The 19,906-nt window shown below is 65.9% G+C and carries 14 protein-coding genes; 5 read left to right on the top strand and 9 right to left on the bottom strand.

All coding sequences use genetic code 11. From position 1 onward, the window contains the following. Positions 1 to 165: 165 nt before the first annotated feature. The 4 genes from E2E30_RS09445 to E2E30_RS09430 all read right to left on the bottom strand — a co-directional run bounded on the left by E2E30_RS09445 (position 166) and on the right by E2E30_RS09430 (position 7,189). Entirely contained in the window at positions 166 to 1,575 is a 1,410-nt protein-coding gene (locus tag E2E30_RS09445) for an efflux transporter outer membrane subunit (RefSeq protein ID WP_165954494.1), read from the bottom strand. Further along, a complete protein-coding gene (locus E2E30_RS09440) occupies positions 1,568 to 2,725 on the bottom strand; it encodes an efflux RND transporter periplasmic adaptor subunit (RefSeq protein ID WP_133189220.1) in 1,158 nt (385 codons plus the stop codon). The genes E2E30_RS09445 and E2E30_RS09440 overlap by 8 nt, the downstream gene beginning before the upstream one ends. Beyond that, positions 2,715 to 5,936 (bottom strand): efflux RND transporter permease subunit, encoded by a 3,222-nt coding sequence (locus E2E30_RS09435; RefSeq protein WP_133189218.1) that lies wholly within the window; start codon positions 5,934 to 5,936, stop codon positions 2,715 to 2,717. The genes E2E30_RS09440 and E2E30_RS09435 overlap by 11 nt, the downstream gene beginning before the upstream one ends. A 308-nt stretch (positions 5,937 to 6,244) precedes the next feature. Beyond that, entirely contained in the window at positions 6,245 to 7,189 is a 945-nt protein-coding gene (locus E2E30_RS09430) for a serine hydrolase (protein ID WP_240698895.1), read from the bottom strand. 17 nt (positions 7,190 to 7,206) lie between these two features. On the opposite strand from E2E30_RS09430, the gene E2E30_RS09425 reads away from it, so the two are divergent. Both E2E30_RS09425 and E2E30_RS09420 read left to right on the top strand, forming a co-directional pair. Then, positions 7,207 to 8,781, top strand: a complete 1,575-nt coding sequence (locus E2E30_RS09425) for a ParB/RepB/Spo0J family partition protein (protein ID WP_206365546.1) — start codon at positions 7,207 to 7,209, stop codon at positions 8,779 to 8,781. 159 nt (positions 8,782 to 8,940) lie between these two features. Beyond that, positions 8,941 to 9,297: a hypothetical protein gene (locus E2E30_RS09420; RefSeq protein ID WP_133189216.1), complete on the top strand. Its 357-nt coding sequence runs from the start codon at positions 8,941 to 8,943 to the stop codon at positions 9,295 to 9,297. Between the two features lie 37 nt (positions 9,298 to 9,334). On the opposite strand, the gene E2E30_RS09415 is transcribed toward E2E30_RS09420, so the two are convergent. Next, positions 9,335 to 9,538: a DUF6771 family protein gene (locus E2E30_RS09415; protein ID WP_133189214.1), complete on the bottom strand. Its 204-nt coding sequence runs from the start codon at positions 9,536 to 9,538 to the stop codon at positions 9,335 to 9,337. Between the two features lie 622 nt (positions 9,539 to 10,160). On the opposite strand from E2E30_RS09415, the gene E2E30_RS09410 reads away from it, so the two are divergent. The 3 genes from E2E30_RS09410 (at position 10,161) to rlxS (ending at position 13,555) form a co-directional block, all read left to right on the top strand. Next, positions 10,161 to 10,481 (top strand): DUF736 domain-containing protein, encoded by a 321-nt coding sequence (locus E2E30_RS09410; protein WP_133189212.1) that lies wholly within the window; start codon positions 10,161 to 10,163, stop codon positions 10,479 to 10,481. 387 nt (positions 10,482 to 10,868) lie between these two features. Next, positions 10,869 to 11,225: a hypothetical protein gene (locus E2E30_RS09405; protein ID WP_133189210.1), complete on the top strand. Its 357-nt coding sequence runs from the start codon at positions 10,869 to 10,871 to the stop codon at positions 11,223 to 11,225. 350 nt (positions 11,226 to 11,575) lie between these two features. After that, positions 11,576 to 13,555 carry a relaxase/mobilization nuclease RlxS gene (gene rlxS, locus E2E30_RS09400; protein WP_272482929.1) on the top strand — a complete coding sequence of 660 codons (1,980 nt, stop codon included), beginning with the start codon at positions 11,576 to 11,578 and terminating at the stop codon, positions 13,553 to 13,555. Between the two features lie 324 nt (positions 13,556 to 13,879). Here the strand turns inward: rlxS and E2E30_RS09395 are convergent, their stop codons facing one another. Genes E2E30_RS09395 through E2E30_RS09380 form a run of 4 tightly spaced genes read right to left on the bottom strand, consistent with a single transcriptional unit; the run spans position 13,880 to position 19,831 of the window. Next, positions 13,880 to 14,212: a copper-binding protein gene (locus E2E30_RS09395; RefSeq protein ID WP_133189208.1), complete on the bottom strand. Its 333-nt coding sequence runs from the start codon at positions 14,210 to 14,212 to the stop codon at positions 13,880 to 13,882. Beyond that, positions 14,209 to 17,370, bottom strand: a complete 3,162-nt coding sequence (locus E2E30_RS09390) for an efflux RND transporter permease subunit (protein WP_133189206.1) — start codon at positions 17,368 to 17,370, stop codon at positions 14,209 to 14,211. Before E2E30_RS09390 ends, E2E30_RS09395 begins: the two co-directional genes overlap by 4 nt. Further along, positions 17,367 to 18,581, bottom strand: a complete 1,215-nt coding sequence (locus E2E30_RS09385) for an efflux RND transporter periplasmic adaptor subunit (RefSeq protein WP_133189204.1) — start codon at positions 18,579 to 18,581, stop codon at positions 17,367 to 17,369. Before E2E30_RS09385 ends, E2E30_RS09390 begins: the two co-directional genes overlap by 4 nt. Beyond that, positions 18,578 to 19,831 (bottom strand): TolC family protein, encoded by a 1,254-nt coding sequence (locus E2E30_RS09380; RefSeq protein ID WP_133189202.1) that lies wholly within the window; start codon positions 19,829 to 19,831, stop codon positions 18,578 to 18,580. Before E2E30_RS09380 ends, E2E30_RS09385 begins: the two co-directional genes overlap by 4 nt. Between the last annotated feature and the right edge of the window lie 75 nt (positions 19,832 to 19,906).

The following is a 19,906-nucleotide window of genomic DNA, read 5'->3' as shown; positions in this document are numbered from 1 at the left end:
GCTACTGGAGGATGGGCCGACGAGGCTGTGAGCCCCCCCAAACCGCCAGTGATGACCGCGAGATAGAGGTAGGCAAAGCTCATCCTTGGTTCCTTGGATTCGCAAGGCGCATGTTCGCGCGCGGGTTTTCGGATAGAGACCCGTCATGATCGGCATTCTGATGCATCAGCTATGCCATCCCCCACCGAGCGCGCGCATCAGGCCGATCGATGCCTGGAGCTGGCGCGTCTGGAGGTCGATCAGCGTTCGCCTGGTGCGCAACGCCGTGGTCTGCGCGGTGAACAGTTCGAGATAGCTGACAGCCCCCTTGCTGTACCGGTTGAGCGAAAGGCGTTCGGTTGATGCCGCCTGCCGCACGGCGTCGTCTTCAGCCGCCGCCTCATCGCCAAGATGGCGACTGCGGGCGAGATTGTCCTCGACCTGCTGGAAGGCGGCCAGAACCGTCGCACGATAGTCCGCACCGGCACTCGCCCAGCGCGCGCGGGCGACGGCGAGTTCGGCGCGACGGCGTCCACCGTCGAACAGGCTGAGGACCGTGCTCGGACCAATCGACCAGATCGTGTTCGAGGCCGAGAGCAATCCCGGCAGCCCGGTATTCTGAAACCCCCCGCTGCCGCCAAGCCGGATCGCGGGGAAAAAGGCAGCCTTGGCGATCCCGATCTCGGCGTTGGCCGAGGCCATGCGCCGCTCGGCCGCCGCAATATCCGGACGTCGCTCGACCAAGGTCGCCGGCACGCCGACCGGAATCGCAGGAATGGCGAACGCGGTCGCCGACGGCGCCAATTTAAAACTCGAAGCCGGGGTTCCGACCAGGCTGGCAATGGCGTGTTCGGTCAACGCGCGCGACGCGGCGACGTCGGCGAGTTGCGCGCGCGCCTCGTCCAGTTGCGCACCCGATCGGCCCGTTTCGATCCCGCTCACGATCCCAGCCTGGAAACGCCGCGCGATCAAATGGTCCGCCTTGGCGTACGCATCGACCGTCTGCTGCAGCAGGACCGCCTGGCGATCGTACCCACGCAGCGCCATATAGTCCGAGGCGAGCTCGGCCTGAAGACTGAGCCGTATCGCCGCAAGATCGTCGCCCGACGCTTGGACCTCGGCCTTGCCCGCAGCGACGCTGTTGCGGACGCGGCCCCACAGGTCGAGTTCGTAGCCGAAGCTCCCCTCGATCGTGTCCGCGCTGTAGATATCGGGTTGGTTGCTCCCGCGCAGCGGTCGGTTGTCCGACTGCCGGTTGTGCGTGACCGACGCGTCTGCACCAACCTGGGGCAGCAACCCGGCCTTCGCCTGGCCGAGATAGCCGCGCGCGGCATCGTAGCGGGCGAGCGCGCCGGAAAGCGTCGGGTTGTCGCTCGAGACCTTCTGCTCGAGCGCGTTGAGCGTCGGATCGCCGAACACCGTCCACCAATCGTCGCGGGTCGCGGCGCTGGCGAGCAGCGCGGGTTGCCACGGGCCCGCCTCCTTGAAGGCCGGCGGCGTCATCGTCACGGGCGGATGATAGGCAGGCGCGAATGAACAGCCAGCGAGGCTCGCCAGCGCTGCAAGCCCGATCCCAGCGCGATGGCGCTTACCCATTCGCGCCACCATCGATCCGCACAAGTTGCCCGTTGCTGAGCGAATCCGGCGGATTGTCGACGATCTTCTGGTTCGGAGCCAAGCCGGACTGCACCTCGACCGTCTGGCCGAGATCGCGACCCAGCGTGACCTGCTGCAGATGGATGTGATGATCCGGCCCGACCGTCGCCACCTGCGTTCCCTTCGCCCGGAACAACAATGTGGTCGAAGGGATTTGCACCGTGCTGGCCTGACCGCGGACGTCGAAATTGACCTGCGCAAAGCCGCCAGGGCGCAGCGCGTTGTTCGGGTTGGCCGCGATCAGCTGAACCTGGAACGTACCGCTTTGCGGGGAGATGGCCTGGGAGGTCCCGACCACCCGCGCGTCGAACCGGCTTCCGGGATAATCGGGCACCGTCAGCGTCGCGGCAAGCCCGGGGGTGATGACCGCCGAATAGCTTTGCGGGATGCTGACATACACGCGAATCTGGTGGGTGTCGGCGACCGCGAACATCGGCTGCTGCACGGTTGCGCCCGGGCCGACCAGGTCGCCGATATCGGCGGTGCGCGCCGTTACCGTACCCGCGAAGGGCGCGCGCACGGTCGAGAACGCCTTTTGTGCGAGCAGTCGCCCGAGATCGGCGCGCGCCGACAGCACCGCGGCGTTGCGCACGGCAAGGTCGCCGTTCTTCTCATCCGCTTCCTGCTTGGAGACCGAATTGTCGGTCAACAGATCGTTCCAGCGCGCCGCGGTGCTCCGCGCGAGTTGCGCATGCGCTTGCGCACTCACCAGCGCCGCGCGCGCGGATGTTATCTGCTCGTCGAGTTCAGGCGTATCGATCCGTCCGAGCGGCGTGCCCGCCCCGACCGAAGCGCCAATGTCCTTGTACCAGGCGCTGACATACCCCGGCACGCGCGCATAGAGCTTTGCCATGTTCCAGGCCTGCATCGTGCCCGAAAGGCTCAGCGCATCACTTGCTGCCGCGGCCTTGGGCGCGACCAGATGAACCGTCGGGATCGAGCGGGCATCGGACCAGGTCTGCGCCTCGCTGGTATCGTGAAAGCGGACGAACATGCCCGCGACGATCACGCCGCCGGCGAGCAGCAGCGCCACGACGCCCGCCGAGCGCAGGCCCTTGGGCGGCGGTGCCGCGATTGCATCATTCTGCATGGGCGAAGGTTCCCTGTGTGGTGGGGAGAGGAGCGGCGCGGCGTTCGCGCCGGTGAGCGATCGAGAAGATGACGGGGACGAACACCAGCGTGGCGAGCGTCGCGCAGATCAGCCCGCCGATCACCGCGCGACCCAGCGGTGCATTCTGCTCGCCGCCCTCGCCAAGGCCGAGCGCCATCGGCGCCATGCCGATGATCATCGCGAGTGCAGTCATCACGACGGGCCGGAAGCGGGTCGCGCCGGCTTCGGCAGCGGCGCGCAGCGCGTCGCCGGTCTCGGCAAGGCGTTCCCGCGCAAAGGTCACGACCAGCACCGAGTTGGCGGTCGCCACGCCCATGCACATGATCGCTCCGGTCAGCGCCGGAACCGACAGTGGCGTATGCGTGGCGAACAGCATCCACACGATCCCAGCCAACGCTGCGGGGAGCGCAGACACGATCACCGTCGGATCGACCCAGCTCTGGAAATTGACCACGATCAGCAGGTAGATCAGCGCGATGGCGCCGATCAGGCCGAAGACCAGTCCCGAAAAGGCAGTGTTCATCGTCTGGACCTGGCCGCGCAGCGTCACGGTCGATCCGGTCGGGAGGTCCTTCTTCGTCTGGTCGAGGACTTTCTGGATCGCGCCCGCCACCGCGCCGAGGTCGCGCCCCTGCGTCGTGGCGTAGACGTCGTACGATTGCTGGAGCGCATAATGCGTCACGACCGCAGGGGACGGCTCGCGATGGATCGTGCCGAGCGCGCCGAGGATCTGGTACGCGCTGGCCGCTGCCCCCGTGACTGGCAGGTTCTGCAGCGCCGAGAAGGAGTCGGTGCGATATTGCGGGGTCTGAACGACGATCGGGTAGGACACGCCGTTCTTGGGATTGAGCCAGAACGCCGGGGCGATCTGCGAGCTGCCGGTCAGATTGACGGCAAGGCTTCGCGTCACGTCATTCTCGGTGATACCGACGCGGTCGGCCTGTGCGCGGTCTACATCGAACCCCAATTCGGGTTGTGCATCGGTCTGCTGGACGCGGACGTCGGCGATCCCGGGGATGTGGCGCAGCTTGGCCGCCAATGCATGCGCATAGGCTTCGCCCTTCTTGGTATCGCTGCCCGCGACCATCACGTCGATCGGGGCGGGCGCGCCGAAATTGAGGATCTGGCTGATGATGTCGGCCGGCAGGAACGAGAAGACCGATCCCGGGAACGCCTCTGGCAGCACCTTGCGCAGCTTGCGAACATACCCTGCGGTCGGCTGGTGGTCCTTGGCCAGCGTGACCAGGATGTCGCCGTCCTGCGATCCGACCCCGCCGGTGTTCGAATAGGCGCGATTGATCCCCGACACGGGCATGCCGATGTTGTCGACGATCGAGACGAGTTCATCGGGCGGCACGACCGCGCGGATGCGATCCTCGACATGGTCGAACATCGCCGCGGTTTCCTCGATTCGCGTGCCGATCGGAGCGCGGACGTGGAGGTTGATCTGGCCCGCGTCGATCGTCGGGAAGAAATTGCGGCCGAGCATCGGGATGAGGGCGAAGGACAGCAACACGACCGCCATGAAGGCCGGCACGAAGCTGCGCCGACGCGCCAGCGCGAATGCGAGAATGGCAACGTAGTAGCTTCGCACGGCTTCGAAGCGGTGTTCGAAGTTGCTCTGGAAGCGGATGAAGACGTTGCGCGTGCCCGGACGCCCGGTCCGGGAATCGTGCGACGCCATGATCCCGGCCGTATGGGGCGTGCCATGCTCGCGCAGCAGGAAGTTGCCCATGGTCGGGACGAGCGTGCGCGACAGCACGAACGACGCGATCATCGCGAACACCACGGCCATCGCCATCGGCGCGAACAGGAAGCCGGCGATGCCCGGCAGGAAGAACATCGGCAGGAAGGCGATACAGATGCACAGCAGCGAGACCAAAGCCGGCTGGACGATCTGCTGCGCCCCGTCGAGGATCGCGTCACGAACAGACTTGCCCTGTTCGAGATGCCAATTGATGTTCTCGATCGTCACGGTCGCATCGTCGACGAGGATGCCGACCGCGAGCGCAAGGCCGCCGAGTGTCATGATGTTGAGCGTTTGTCCGGCGACCGCGAGCCCAGCCACTGCGGCAAGGATCGCAAGCGGGATCGATGCGGCGATGATGACGGTCGAGCGCCACGAGCCGAGGAACAACAGGATCATCAGGCTGGTCAGCGCCGCCGCGATCACGCCTTCGCGAATGACCCCGGAGACCGCCGCCTTCACGAACAGCGATTGGTCGGATAGCGGCTGGACCACCAATGACGGCGGCAGCGAGGCTTTCAGCGCGGGCAACAGGGCCTTTGCCTGATCGACGATGGCAATCGTCGAGGCGGCGCCCGATTTGAGGATCGTCATCAGGACGGCGCGGCCGCCATCAACTCGCACGACGTTGCGCTGCGGCGGCGAGCCGTCGCGGACATGCGCGACGTCGCGCATGAACACGGTCGTGCCGTCGACCGTCTTGATCGGCAAGTCGTTGAGCTGGTCGATCACCTCGGGCGAGTTGTTGAGCCGGACGTTATATTCATACTGTCCGATCTTGGCGGTGCCGGCAGGGACGATCTGGTTTTGCGCAGCGAGTGCCGCCCCGACATCGTTCGCCGACAGATGGCGTGCCTGGAGCGCGTCCGGATCGAGATCGATCTGGATCTGGCGTTCCTTGCCGCCATAGGGCGAGGGGATCGCAGCGCCCGGCACCGCGGCCAGCCCGGGTCGGATGAAGTTTTGCCCGAGGTCGTAGATCTTCTGTTCCGACAGGGCGCGCGACGACAAGGCAAGCTGCAGGATCGGAACGGTCGAGGCGTTGTAGTTGAGAATCTGCGGCGGGGTGATCCCCGGCGGCATCTGCTTCAGCACCGTCTGCGAGGCGGCGGTCACCTGCGCCGAGGCGGTGCGGATGTCGACGCCGGGCTGGAAGAAGATCTTCACGATGCCGACGCCGTTGAGCGACTGGCTCTCGATATGGTCGATGTCGTTGACGGTCGTCGAAAGCGAGCGTTCGTAATAATAGACGACCCGGCCCGACATGTCCTTGGGCGGCAGGCCGCGATAGGTCCATACCGCCGCGATCACCGGGATCTTGATGTCCGGAAAGATGTCGGTCGGGGTTTCGATCCAGGCGATCGAGCCCGACAGGACGATCAGAATCGCGAGGACGACGAAGGTATAGGGCTTGCTTAGCGCAAGCTTGACGAGCTGCAGCACAGGGGCCCCGATGCTTCCAAAGGAATGACGGGCGCCTATCTATGCGCGTGGGCGAGCAGCGCTAATTAAATGAATTTCACCTTGGGTTCGGCAGGCAAAATCCCGACCATCAGTCCGCTGAAGGCTTCGCCCACGTCCAGGGCATAGCCGTGAGAGGGAACAACCGGCCCGACGTCAAGGCCGGTGTCGAAGACGCGGGTATAGGATCGTCATGCACCGAATGGGCGACCCAAGGCTTCGTCACGTGAGGATACGCCCCGCGAGTCCGACTTGAGTGCGCTGACGAAATTTTCGCGCAGGCGCAGGCCTTATTCGAGCGTGCGGATAATCGCCCGCGTGACATTTCCCATGAATTGCATTCGCGCTGCGATGGGACGTCTCGTGCTGCCGATCATGACGGCGACCGCATATGTATGACCATCTGGCGCCTTCAAAAGTCCGACGTCGTTATACCCCGTCGACAAAGTGCCAAGATCCTGTCCCGTTCCCGTCTTGTGCGCAAAGGTCCACCCGGAACGTAGCCCTGACTTCAGTCGAAGCGGACCGGTCTTGCTGGCTGCCATCAACGTCAGGAGGTGCAAAGTCGAGCTGCTGCTGAGGACCTCACCGCGCTGGAGCCGGGCAAGCCCGAGGGTAACGCCGTTGGCGGACGCGCCATCATACGGAGCGGCAAGATATCTGTTGAGAGCCCTGCTGCGGGCTTCGACACTCATTTTCGAGCGTGCTTGCAGGAAGCCCCAGCCGCCGGCCCATTCGGGCTTCCAGTCGAGACCTGCGGTCTTTGCCTGGAGAAGCCACTCGCCGGGACCAAAACCTACCCCGGCGATCCCCTTTTGCATCAACATGCGCCGGATTGCGGGCGGGCCCCCGATTTTCCAAAGCAGCACGTCGTTGCAGGTGTTGTCGCTGCGTGTCATCGCGCCCTCGAGCAAGGCGGCAATCGTGGTCCTGTATCCGTCTGTTCCTACCAGTGGGAGGATGGGTTGGTGGAAGACGGTCAGGTCCGATCGGCGGACGGTGACGATGTCTGATAACGTCAGCCTGCCCCGATCAACCGCGTCCATCACTGCGATCGCCACCCAGAGCTTGCTCACGCTCTGCTGGGGCAACAAGCGGTCGGCATTATAGCCAACGATCCATCCTTCCGTTACGTCGCGAACGGCGATCCCGACCTGCCCCGGAAATCCCGAGCCGAGCGCTTGCACCGCATTGAGCAGGTCGGCTGGCGGTTGGTCGCGGCGCTTGCCCGGCAACCGGCACCGCCGAACCGGTGCCGTGCGCGATCCTCGAGGACGGCGATGACGCCGCCGCGATCGAGGCTTCGCTGATCGAAAATCTCGCGCGGCTCGATCCCGACGAGGTCACCCAATGGGCGACCTTCACGCGGCTGGTGCGCGAAGGGCGCAGCATCGAAGATATCGCCACGACCTTTGGCTTGCCCGATCTGGCGGTGCGCCGCACGCTTGCGCTCGGCAATCTGCTGCCACGGATCCGCGCGCTCTACGCGCGCGGCGAGATCGACCGTACCACCGTGCGCCACCTCACGCTCGCCAGCAAGAGCCAGCAAAAGGCGTGGCTGGCGCTCGTGGACGATCCCGAGCAGCGCCCCCCTGCTGGCCATCAATTGAAGGCGTGGCTGTTCGGCGGGGAGTCGATCGCGGTGTCGCGTGCGCTGTTCGACGTGACGACCTATGGCGGCGCAATCGTCGCCGACCTGTTCGGCGAGGACCGCTATTTTGCGGATACCGATGCGTTCTGGACCGCGCAGAACACCGAAATCGAGGCGCGGCGTGTGGCGTATCTGGAAGCGGGCTGGGCCGATGTCATGATTGTGCCCCCGACCGAGCAATTCGCGTCGTGGGAGTATGACAAGGCCCCCAAGCGCAAGGGCGGGCGTATCTATGTCGATGTCCGCGCCAGCGGCGAGGTGGTGTTCCACGAAGGCTATATCAGCCGCAAGGACGCCGCCCGGATCGCCAAGGGGGACAACAACAGCCCGGGCAAGGCGCCGCCGCGTCCCGAACTGACCACCAAGCTGCAGACCTATATCGATCTGCATCGCCACGCCGCCGTTCGCGCCGCGCTGACCGGCGCGCCGCACGTGGCGCTGCGCCTCCTGGTCGCGCACGCCATTCGGGGATCGCATCTGTGGAGCGTGCGGATCGAGCCGCAGACCTCGCGCAGCGACGCCATCGCCGAGAGCGTCGAGAACAGCACGAGCGAGGCCGCGTTCGACGCACGCCGCCGGGCCGTGCTCGATCTGCTCGGTTTTTCACCCGACGATCCGACCGTGATCGGTGGCAGTCCCTATCCTTACGATGCCGCGGGAGATCGTCTCTCGGCCGTTTTTCTACGCTTGCTCGACCTGCCTGACGCCGCCGTGTTCGACGTGATCGCGGTGGTGATGGGCGAAAGTCTGGCGGCAGGTAGCGCCGCCGTCGAGGCGGTTGGGCTGCAGCTTGGCGTGCGGATGGAGGATTATTGGCACGCCGACCCGATCTTTCTCGACTTGATCCGCGACCGCGAGGTGCTGCTCTCGCTCGTCGCCGAGGTGGCGGGACCGATGATTGCCGACGCCAATGCGGGCGAAATGGGCAAGACGCTGCGCCAGATCGTCGCCGACCATCTGGCAGGGGCGGGTGGCCGCACTGTCTGCGAAGATTGGGTACCACGCTGGATGACCTTCCCGCCGTCCGCCTATACCGGGCGCGGCGGCGTGGGCACCGTCAAGGCACATGCGCTGGTCGAAGCGGCGCGCCCCGCCGACCCGCCTCCTGAGCCCGGCGGCGCGTCCGCAGGGCCGGACCCCGACACCGATAGCGGTGCGCAGGCGCTGGTCGCGTGATCTGTTGGGACGGCGGCGGTGCCGCCGTCCCGCTTTTCCAGAGCGGGTTGAAATTCGGCCCCGCGGCTCGCGCCTCCGGCGCTCGCCGCGGGGTTTCTGTTGCAGGGCTGGTTCGAGAATCACTGGATCAGCCCCGCCCGGCGCGCTTAAGACTGCCGCATGGGGACAGACATCGATCACCGCGACCACGAAACCTGGCTGATCGACGCCGCGCATGCGGTGATCGAAAAGCGCTGCGCACAGGGCGATGACGCGCTCTCCCCGCGCGAGCGGCTGATCCATCGCTTCTGGGTGGTCGACTATGCGATGCGCAACGCCGGCGATCTCGCGACCGCGCATGACCTCGCCCCGCGCTTTCGCGAAGACGGGCTTTTGGCCGCGCACGCGCTCGATCTTGCGCACGCGCACGCCGCCTTCACGATGTCCGAAGGCGAATTGGAACGCCGGTTCTTCGACCTGTTCGAGGACGTCGTGCGCGAAGTGCGCAGCGTCTCCCCTGCGCCAGCGAAGGTTTGACGCGCGCCTGGCCGCGGCTACCACCGAGTCCGTCAGCTTAAAGCGGCAGCCTGAGTTGATCGGCATGGGCGGTGCGGTCCTGCTCGAACACCTGTTCGAGGATCGACTGCGCCAGCGCGTCCGCCGCGCGCTCGCGCATCCGCGCGTCGGGCATCGTGATCCCCACTCTGGCCCAACCGGGCGCCGATAGAATGGCCGAACTGAGATCGGCGGGGGCGGGTTGGGGGGCGAGTCTCGACATAACGGGACAGTAGAACGAAAGAAGAACGTACATCAATCCGGTTTCCGCATGGTCTGTCCACGGGAGGCTGGCCATGCGCTCCCGGTGAACCCGGATTACGCTGGCTCGCAGGATGACGCGGCAGGCTAAACAGGATGGATGCGATGGCGCGGTCGGAGGATTTGGGTGCGTTTGCGCGGTCACGCGATAGCCCGAAACCGCGGCGACGGATCGCTAGGCTCCCGCATACCGCCCCCATCGGCGCTGCGGTCTGCCGCGTCCTTCCACCCATTGCCATCGCTGGCGGCGCGGTGACGAGCGGGGCAGAGCGTCCTTGTCTTGCGGATCGGGGCATAGCCGATCGTGCGGTCGACGCTCTCCTGCGGCGTGTGCGCGCCCCGTTCCGGCTCCTCGGGCGCATGACCTGGGCCGGCCGCGACCCCTGCGAAACCATCGCCTCCGGCGTATTTCCCCGCCCGTGTGCCACGGGCTCCTCGCGCCCGCTTGCGCTCTCAAATACGCCTTCGGCTCCGGTCCTCCGCTGCGCTGCGGCCGTGCCGGTGCGCAGGGGTCGCTTGGTCCGGCCCTTAGGTCCGCCCATCGCCCGGAAACGGTTCGGGGCGACACTCGAAGGAGACTTTCAATGCCTGCAATCGGTTATGTCACCCGCGACGGCAACGGCTTCAAGGGCCAGCTCCGCACCCTCTCGATCCGCACCGACGTCGAGATCCTGCCCAACGGCCGCAAGGCCAACGACGTCCAGCCCGACTACCGCGTGATGGCGGGCGGGGCCGAGGTCGGGGCCGGCTGGATCCGCCGCAGCGAGAGTTCGGGCAACGACTATGTGTCGCTCAGCCTCGCCGCTCCGGAATTCGGTCCGCGCCGCCTCTACGCCAATCTCGGGCGCGCCGCCGGCCAGGACGATGACGACACCTACGCCATCATTTGGAACCCCGCCGACTGAACCGCATCGCCCCCGCGTCGCATCGGCGCGGGGGCCTTGCCGCATTTTTGGGGGCCGTTCTTCGTCTCTTGATGCCGTGCTTCCGGCACACCTCGTGGCACGCGCGGCGCGGCTACCCGTCGCAACATCTGTGGAGGGCTCGTCTCGGATCGTCCGAGTATGGCGGGCGCCGGCACGTCTCTCAAGGCCGGCGGCCCCTCCAATTTTGCTGTGAAGCGGAGGCTGCTGCGCAGCCGAGTCTGTTTGTACCAGCACAACAAAATCGGCTCCTCCGCCGCCGCTGCGCGGCACCTCCGCTTGCGCTCCGGTGGCCCTGACAGACGCGCCGGCACCCGCCGTCAGAGGGCTGTCCTTCACTCAAGAAGGCACAAGCAAGCGGAGGTTCTCATGACCATGGACAGCGTTATCGCGGGCTCGAACGACATCTTCCCAGCGCTGATGTCGGGGCTGGAAATCGAGTTCGGAGGCGGCGGACTGCAGGCGCTGGCGCGGCATTTCATCGAAGCGGAAAGCGCAGATTTTCACTGGGAGGCGCGCAGTGGAGAGCGGTGGTTGGGCCGGTTTGAGGGCCTGGATGACGCGGGCGAGGAGCGCGATCGGGTGGCGATTATCGGCTGTCTGGACGCGCATTGGTTCGTCGCGGTAGCGATCGTGGATGGCGAGGGTGAAGTCGATCGGATTAGCGGATTGCGGCGGTTCGAGAGCGTGTGGGATGCGCAGGAAGCCTATAGCGCGGCGCGATGACCAAGGGCGAGCGGGAGCGGGGTCGGTCAGGCTTCGTTCCCGCTTGCGTCGTGCTCTTGATCCCCCGTTCTGAGGCAAAGAGCGAAACGGCTGTCAGAGGTGATCGAGCGGTGAGCGGGAAGGTAGGGGAGGGCGCGTAAGGCAAGATAAAGCATGGCGCCATCCTCCGTACTTTTGCCATAAGCTATTGTCTGCACATCGTTTTCGAGAGGGCGCATGGCGCCATGGTGCGGGACATGGCGCCATGCGCCTCGGAAATGGCGGATTTCCGCGGGTTTCGGTAGCGCCAATTTCATCGGGCATCAAAGTGAGGCACCATCTCGAAAGATCACCCGGACGGAGCAGGGTAGGTGGCCGACGACGACGACTTCGTACCACATCTGGGTCGTATGCGGGCAGGCGGCGGGCGGCATGCCCGCCGCTATCTGCATCAGGTGCTCGCCGCCGCGACGCTGGCACGCGGCGGTCCGCTTTCCGGGAAACGCACAGGCTCGGCCAGTGGTAGTGCACGGATCGGTTGCGGCGCGGGGTATGGGGCTGTGCTCGCCCGGCGCGATGGCCAAGCGGCGGTTCATGCACGCCGCGTCGTGGTCAAGACCCGGATCGTCAAGCTCGGCGGCAACTGGTATGCGGGGGCACGCGCGCACCTGCGCTATATCCAGCGCGACGGCGTTACCCGCCAGGGTGATCCCGGCCGGATCTACGGGCCGGGCGAGGAGGGGGCCGACCCCAAGGCATTCCACGAACGCGCCGATGGCGATCGGCACCAATTCCGCTTCATCGTCTCGGCCGAGGACGGCGCTGAATATGACGACCTGCAACCGCTCACCCGGCGGCTGTTGGCGCGCATGGGAGCCGATCTCGGCACGCGGCTGGACTGGGTTGCGGTCGACCATTTCAACACCGGCCATCCGCACACCCACATCATCGTCCGGGGAAAGGATGACCGCGGTCGCGATCTCGTCATTGCTCCCGAGTATCTGACGAAGGGCATCCGTGAGCGCGCCGCCGAACTCGTCGGGCTCGATCTCGGGCCGCGGAGCGATCGCGAAATCGAGCGCACGCTGCGCGCCGAGGTCGAACAGGAACGCCTGACGTCGATCGATCGGCAGTTGCTGCGCGAGTGCGGCCCGGATCGGACGGTGGTCGCCGCAGTGCCCGAGCCGTTCCGGCAGACCCTGCGAACGGGTCGGCTGGCCAAGCTCGAACGTCTCGGACTTGCGCAGTCGCTGGGGGGTGGCCGCTGGGGGCTCGAAGAGGGATTGGAGGACACACTCCGCCGAATGGGCGAGCGCGGCGATATCCTGACGACGATGCAGCGCGAGATCGCCGCGAAACGCATCGAGCGCGCGCCGGCCGACTGGGTCGTCTTCGAACCCGGCACGGCCGATGCCAGACCGCTGACCGGGCGCCTCATCGCACGCGGCCTCTCCGACGAGCTCGCCGATCGTCACTATCTTATCGTAGATGCGGTCGACGGACGAAGTCACTATGTCGACATCGGTGCGGGCAACGATCTGGAACCGATCCCCGACGGCGCGATCGTCAGGCTTAGTCCGATCGACGCCAGCGTTCGCGCGGCGGATCGGACGATCGCGGCGGTCGCCGCCGCGAATGGCGGCGTCTACGATGTCGACGCGCACCTTCTGCATGATCCGAACGCGACTCAGGCCTTTGCCGAAACCCATGTCCGTCGCCTGGAGGCGATGCGGCGCGAGACCGGGGCGGTCGAGCGCCTGCCCGACGGGCGTTGGCAGATCGCACCGGATCATCTTGCCCGCGCGGCGCTATTTGCCGAGCGCGTAGCCGCCAGGAAGCCGGTAACGGTCGAGATCCTTTCGGCGATCCCGGTCGAGAAGCAGGTCGATATCGCGGGCGCGACCTGGCTCGATCGCGACATGGTGGCAACGGAGGCGGAGCCGGTGCGGGACGCGGGGTTCGGGCAGACGGTGCGCGCCGCCCAATTGGCGCGACGGCAATGGCTGATCGCCAACGAACTGGCCGACGCCGAGCACGGGCGGATCACGTACCGCGCCAATCTGCTTGCGATCCTGCAGCGGCGCGAACTCCTACGGGTCGGCGCGCAGATGTCCAAGGAGCTTGGCCTTCGCTTCGTGGAGACCGGGGAGGGGGAGCGCGTAGCTGGAAGGTTGGTACGGCACGTCGATCTTGCCAGCGGCCGCTTCGGGATCGTGCAGAAGGCCAAGGACTTCACCTTGGTGCCGTGGCGCCCGGTGCTGGAGCGGCATGTCGGGAAGGACCTTTCGGGCGTCGTGCGCGGGGACGGCGTCAGCTGGTCGTTTCAGCGATCCAGAGGTCCGGCGATTTAGAGGACGGCGGCGCTCGGCCCGATAACGGCCGGGCATGGGGGGTATACCCCGAATAGCTGTCGTTCGGACGGCTCCCGGCCGGGGGCAGCAATCGACCAAACCACGACGTTCACTGGCGTGGTTGCGAAGGTCAGGATCGGGCACGAGCGGCCGCCCGAGATTAATGACCTGTCCGGCGGCACACTAGCCCAGCTCGCCGGTTATCGCTGAGAGACTCTAATAATTCGGAGAGTTCCGATTTTGGCACGCGGATTGGCCGCCTATGATTGGGCGGAAGACCGTGCTCCAAACAGTGTGTCAAATCGGTCCGGTCGTGACACCGGCTCAACGCTGTCGGATAGCTGTGACCTCCGCCACAGAGCCGCGCATCCTCATAGCGAAGTCGACGCGCTGTCCGACTTTCACGGTCTTGAGAAGTGCCGGTGAAGTAGCCGTGAACGCCATCGTCATCGCAGGCCAGCCCAGTGCCGCGATCGGACCATGCTGGATTGTAACCTTGGCGGCTTTGGGATCGATCGCAGTCACGATACCACTGCCACGTCCGACCTTCACGGCCCACTTCATCGGCATGCCCTGCATGGAAGTGCTCGACTGCGCCGATGCTGTGGTCGTCGTGAGGCCCGCGAGGACGGCGAGTGCCAACAGGTTCTTCTTCATAGCGTATTCCTTTGCAGCGGTGGGACTGGGGCCGAAGGAAGGGTGGAACGCCGGGAGCACCGCAGCAGCAGGAACGCTGCCGGCAGTACCAGCATCGAGAGCAACGGTGCAGTGAGCATGCCTCCGACCATGGGAGCCGCGATCCGGCTCATCACTTCGGAGCCGGTGCCTGTACCGATCAGGATCGGAAACAGGCCAGCCAGGATCACCGCGACCGTCATAGCCTTGGGCCGGACACGAAGGAGGGCGCCTTCGCGCACGGCAGCCTCGACCTCGGCATCGTCCGGCACCGGGCCTCGGGCATCCAGCGCATGCTTGAGGTAGATCAGCATCACCACGCCGAACTCGGCCGAAACACCGGCGAGCGCGATGAACCCGACACCGGTCGCGACCGATTGGTTATAGCCGAGCAGATAGAGCAGCCATAGACCGCCGGTGAGCGCGAACGGCAGGGTGCCCATCACCAGCGCGGCTTCATCGAGCCGGCGAAAGGTCGCGTAGAGCAGCAGGAAGATGATGACCAATGTCGCCGGAACGACGATCTTCAATCGCTCGACCGCGCGCTGCAGATACTCGAACTGGCCGGTATAGGTGACACTGACGCCGGGCGGCAGTTTCACCTTGGCGGCGATCGCGTTCTGCAGATCACGAACGATGGTGGTGAGCGGCGCGCCGCGTCCATCGATGTAGATCCACGTCACCGGTCGGCCGTTCTCGCTGCGCAGCATCGGCGGTCCATCGGTGATGCGAACGTCGGCGACGGTGCCGAGCGTGATCTGCTGCCCTGCCGGCGTCAGCACGGCCAGATTGCGCAATCCTTCTATACTGTCGCGCAGCTCGCGCGGATAACGCACGCTGATCGGATATCGCGCGAGTCCCTCGACGGTCTGGCCGATCGTCTCTCCGCCGATCGCGCTCGACACGACCGACTGCACATCGGCGACGTTGAGACCATAGCGTGCCGCGGCGGTCCGGTTGATGTCGATATCGATATACCGCCCGCCGGTGAGACGTTCGGCGAGCGCCGACCCCACCCCGGGCACGGTTTTCGCGACCTGTTCGATCTCGCGCGCGGCCGCATCGATCTCGGCGAGGTTCGACCCCGCCACCTTGATACCGATCGGACTCTTGATGCCGGTCGACAGCATCTCGATCCGATTACGGATCGGGGGAATCCAGAAATTGGCGAGGCCTGGCACTTTCACCGCCTTGTCGAGCTGATCGATCAATTTGTCCTGCGTCATGCCCGCGCGCCACTGATCCTTGGGCTTGAAGCGGATCGTGGTCTCGAACATTTCGAGCGGGGCAGGGTCGGTGGCGGTGTCGGCGCGGCCGGCCTTGCCAAACACGCTTTCCACTTCGGGTACGGTCTTGATGAGCCGGTCGGTGAGCTGGAGAAGCTGGCCGGCCTTAGCGGTCGAAATGCCGGGCAGCGCGGAAGGCATGTAGAGCAGGTCGCCCTCGTTCATCTGCGGTATGAACTCGCCACCCAACTGGCTGATCGGCCAGAGGCTGGTTGCGAACACGAGGCCGGCGATGACCAGCGCCTGTTTCGGCCGCGCCAGTACCCAGTCGAGCGCGGGGCGGTAGATGCGGGTAAGGACACGGTTGATCGGGTTGGCGTTTTCCAACGGGATGCGACCGCGGATCAGAAAGCCCATCAGCACCGGTATCAGCGTGATCGACAGGATTGCGGCGCCTGCCATCGCATAGGTCTTGGTGAAGGCGAGCGGCGCGAACAGCCGCCCCTCCTGCCCCTGAAGCGAGAAGATCGGCACGAACGAGAAGGTGATGATGAGCAGGCTGAGGAAGAGCGCCGGGCCGACCTCGACCGCTGCGGCAGTGATCACGCGCCAGCGTTCAGCGCCCTCAAGCGTTTCGCCGGGATGATCGTGCGTCCAATGCTCAAGATGCTTGTGCGCGTTCTCGATCATGACGACGGCGGCATCGACCATCGCCCCGATCGCGATGGCGATGCCGCCCAGCGAGAGGATATTGGCGTTTAGTCCCTGCACGCGCATCGCAATGAAGGCGATGAGGATACCGAGTGGCAGGGTGAGAATGGCGACCAGTGCCGAACGGACGTGCCAGAGGAACAGCGCGCAGACGAGCGCCACGACGATGAACTCTTCGATCAGCTTGCTGCGCAGATTGTCGACCGCGCGATCGATCAGGCCCGACCGGTCATAGGTGGTGACGACCTCCACGCCGGGCGGCAGGCTCTTTTCCAACTCTTCAAGCCGAGTGCGTACCCCGTCGATCACCTCGCGCGCGTTCTTGCCTTGGCGCATCACGATGACGCCGCCTGCAACCTCGCCCTCGCCGTTTAGCTCGGCCAACCCGCGACGCATTTCGGGACCGATCTGAACCGTGGCGACGTCGCCGAGTGTCACGGGCACGCCGCCAACCGTCTTGAGCGGCACGCTGCGAAAATCGTCGAGCGTCTTCAGATAGCCGGTCGCGCGGACGATATATTCGGCCTCGGCCATCTCGAGGACCGATCCGCCGCTCTCCTGATTGCCGCGCTTCAGCGCCTCGGTCACCGCCTCGTGGGTGATGCCGTAAGCGGCCAGCTTCTGCGGATCGAGGACGACCTGATACTCTTTCACCATGCCGCCGATGCTCGCCACCTCGGCGACCCCCGGCACGGTCTTCAATTCGTAGCGCAGGAACCAGTCCTGGATGCTGCGGAGCTGTGCGAGGTCGTGACGCCCGGTCCGGTCGACCAGCGCATATTCATAGACCCAGCCCACCCCAGTAGCATCCGGGCCGAGCGATGCCTTCGCACCCTCGGGGAGGCGGCTTTGCACCTGGCTCAGATATTCGAGGACCCGGCTGCGCGCCCAATAGAGATCGGTCGCGTCGTCGAACAGGACATAGACGAAGCTGTCACCGACAAACGAATAGCCGCGCACCACGCGCGCGCCCGGCACGGACAGCATCGTCGTCGCGAGCGGGTACGTGACCTGGTTCTCGACGATCTGTGGTGCCTGCCCCGGATAGGTGGTGCGGATGATGACCTGGACGTCGGACAGGTCGGGCAGCGCATCGACCGCAGTCGAGCGCAAAGCGCCCACCCCGACGACGATCAGCGCGAGGGCTGCGAGCAGGACAAGAAAGCGCGCCTTGACGGACGCCTCAATAATCCGCGCGATCACTTTGTGTCCCCCGTGATCGGGCGCGCGGCGACGTTGGTCAGGCTCGCCTCGCTGTCGAGCAGGAACTGGCCCGATGCGACGACCTTTTCCCCTGCCGCCAGTCCTGCGAGGATTTCGGTCTGACCGCTCGCGTCGCGCCCGATACGGACCTCAGCTGGTCGGAAACGACCCTTGCCGTCGGCGAGCATGACGAGCGTGCGCTTGCCGGTGCGGATTACGGCTTCGCTCGGCACCAGCAGCGCGGTGTCGGACGTGCCGCCCAGATGAACGGTCGCGAACATGCCGGGGCGCAGGCGACCACCGGGATTACGCAGCTCGATCCGTACCGTCAGCGTTCGACTGTCCGCCTGCGTCGTCGGCAAGACGGCGATGACGCGGCCGGTGAAGCGCTCGCCGGGGAACCCCGCCAGCTCGGCATTCGCCGTCTGCCCGACTTTGACAGCGCTTGCGCGCACTTCCGGCACCGCGGCGTTCAACCAGACCGTGCCGAGGCCGTTGACCTGCGCGAGCGTCTGGCCGGGTGCGAGCGTAACCCCGGCGCGGGCATCGAGTGTCTGGATAACGCCCCCGATTGGGCTCCGGATGGTGGTCATCCCAAGCCCGCCCGCCACGCCGCCCGGAATGCCGATCAGTCGCAGACGCTGGCCTGCGGCAGCGATCAACGATGGATCGCCGGTTTTGCGCACCGCTTCATATTCGTTCTGTGCGCCACCCCATTCGGGGACCAACACGTCGGCGATTGGCGCCCCGGCACGGATTATGTCGCCCGGTGCGCGGCCATAGACCCGCTGGATGAACCCTGTGGCGCGTGACTGGATGACCGCGACATCGCGCTGGTTGAAGTCGATCGCGCCGGTCACATCAAGCGTGCCGGCCAACGTGCCGGTGGTCGCGGTCGCCAGCCGGATGCCGAGGCTCTGCATCGCCGAAGGGTCGACCGTGACACCTGGCTTTGCCGTCTGTCCGCTAGTTGCGTCGGCATATTTGGGAATCGTCTTCATCCCCATTGACGACAGGGAATCCGGATTGTCGTAATGCTCCTGCGGCACCATCGGGTCGTAATAATAGAGCGGCTTGCGAGGAGTATCCGGCGCCCCGGCGGCAGGTGCCCCATTCCGCGAACCGGCCAGATAATAGCCTCCAGCGCCCGCGACGAGGGCGACAGCGGCAAACGTCGCTGCGAGCTGCGACCGTTGAAGTGACGTGGTCATTGATCGACGCTCCCGAACAAGAGAATGAGCCGCGCGCCATCGGCGGCGACCGTCGCCTCGCGATCGAGCTTGGTGAGGACCGCTTCGGCAAGCGCGGAATGCGCGTCGGCGATGTCGGTGAGGGTGGCGCGCCCGGCGCTATAACTGCCGGTCTCGAGCGTCACCCGCTGCTCGGCGAGCGGCTGCAGTACGTCGCGGGCGCGCGACCATTGCGCGTGGTGCATCGCGTGATCGGCAAGACCTGCTTCGAGATCGGCGGTCAGCTCGCGCAAACTGGCATCTGCGCCGGCGCGTGCACTGTTGGCGTCGGCAGCGCGGGCCGCGATCAACGGTTCCTGACGCCGCTTTTTGAACAACGGCAGGCCGATCGTGACCCCGGCAGACACGTAATCGCCGAACCGGGGATCGCGGCGTTGGTAGGACAGATCGACGCCGAAATCGGGACGCCGTTCGGCCTCGGCCAAGCGAAGGTCGGCATCCGCGCGACCGATGGTGGCACCGGCCAACACCAACGTCGGATGCTCGCGAAGCGATGCGCGCAGGCGCGACGGCTCTACCGTGAAATCCGGGATCGGACCTGCGATGTCGGGGTCGGCTTCGCCCGTCCAGCGCGTGAGGTCGGCGCGCGCGCGGCCGACCATCGACACCAGCTCGTCGCGGCGGTCCTGTAGTTTTGCAAGGGCTTCGCGCCCGGCGAACACCTGTGCTGGCCGCGATGCTCCCGACGCGACCGCACCGGGCGACGCTTTGACGAAGCGGCCGAGCCCCTGGAGTACCGTGTCGAGCGCGGTAAGTCGCCGCTCGGCATAAGCGAGACTGATCCAGGCAAGCGCGGCCTGGACCTTGACGATGCGCGCCTCCACGCCGGTCTCTGCGTCGGCGACGCCAATGTCCGCCTCAGCGCGACCTCGTTGCGCGCGCCGCTTGGCGAGGTTGGGAATGTCCTGCGACACACCAATGCGCGCCCAGGTGAAGTTATCGCGCTGCGGCTCGAACGCGAGCGGTCCCGAGATCGGAAAGCTGTCGATCCCGAGCGCGAGCTTCGGATCGGGCAACTGTCCTGCTGCGCTTCGCGCCGATCGCATAGCATCTGCGCCGAGCGACTTCGCCTTGATCGACGGCGCGTCGGTAGCAGCTTTTCGGAGCGCCGTGTCGAACGTCAGCGGTCCGGCAATCGCCGGCATACTGACCGACGCGAGCGCGAGCCATACCAGCGCGCGCGACGCGCGGCGGCGTAAGAGGGTTCGCATTTCGTCATGTCCTGATCCTTGAGTTCACCTCGCGCCAGCCCCGTCGCACCGGCGACGGGGCCGCGTGACGGGCAC

Origin of the sequence: Sphingomonas sp. AAP5, from assembly GCF_004354345.1 — a bacterium.
Taxonomy (GTDB): Bacteria; Pseudomonadota; Alphaproteobacteria; order Sphingomonadales; family Sphingomonadaceae; genus Sphingomonas; species Sphingomonas glacialis.
Note: the sequence above shows the minus strand (reverse complement) of the source record. Positions and strands in the feature narration are given on the sequence as shown.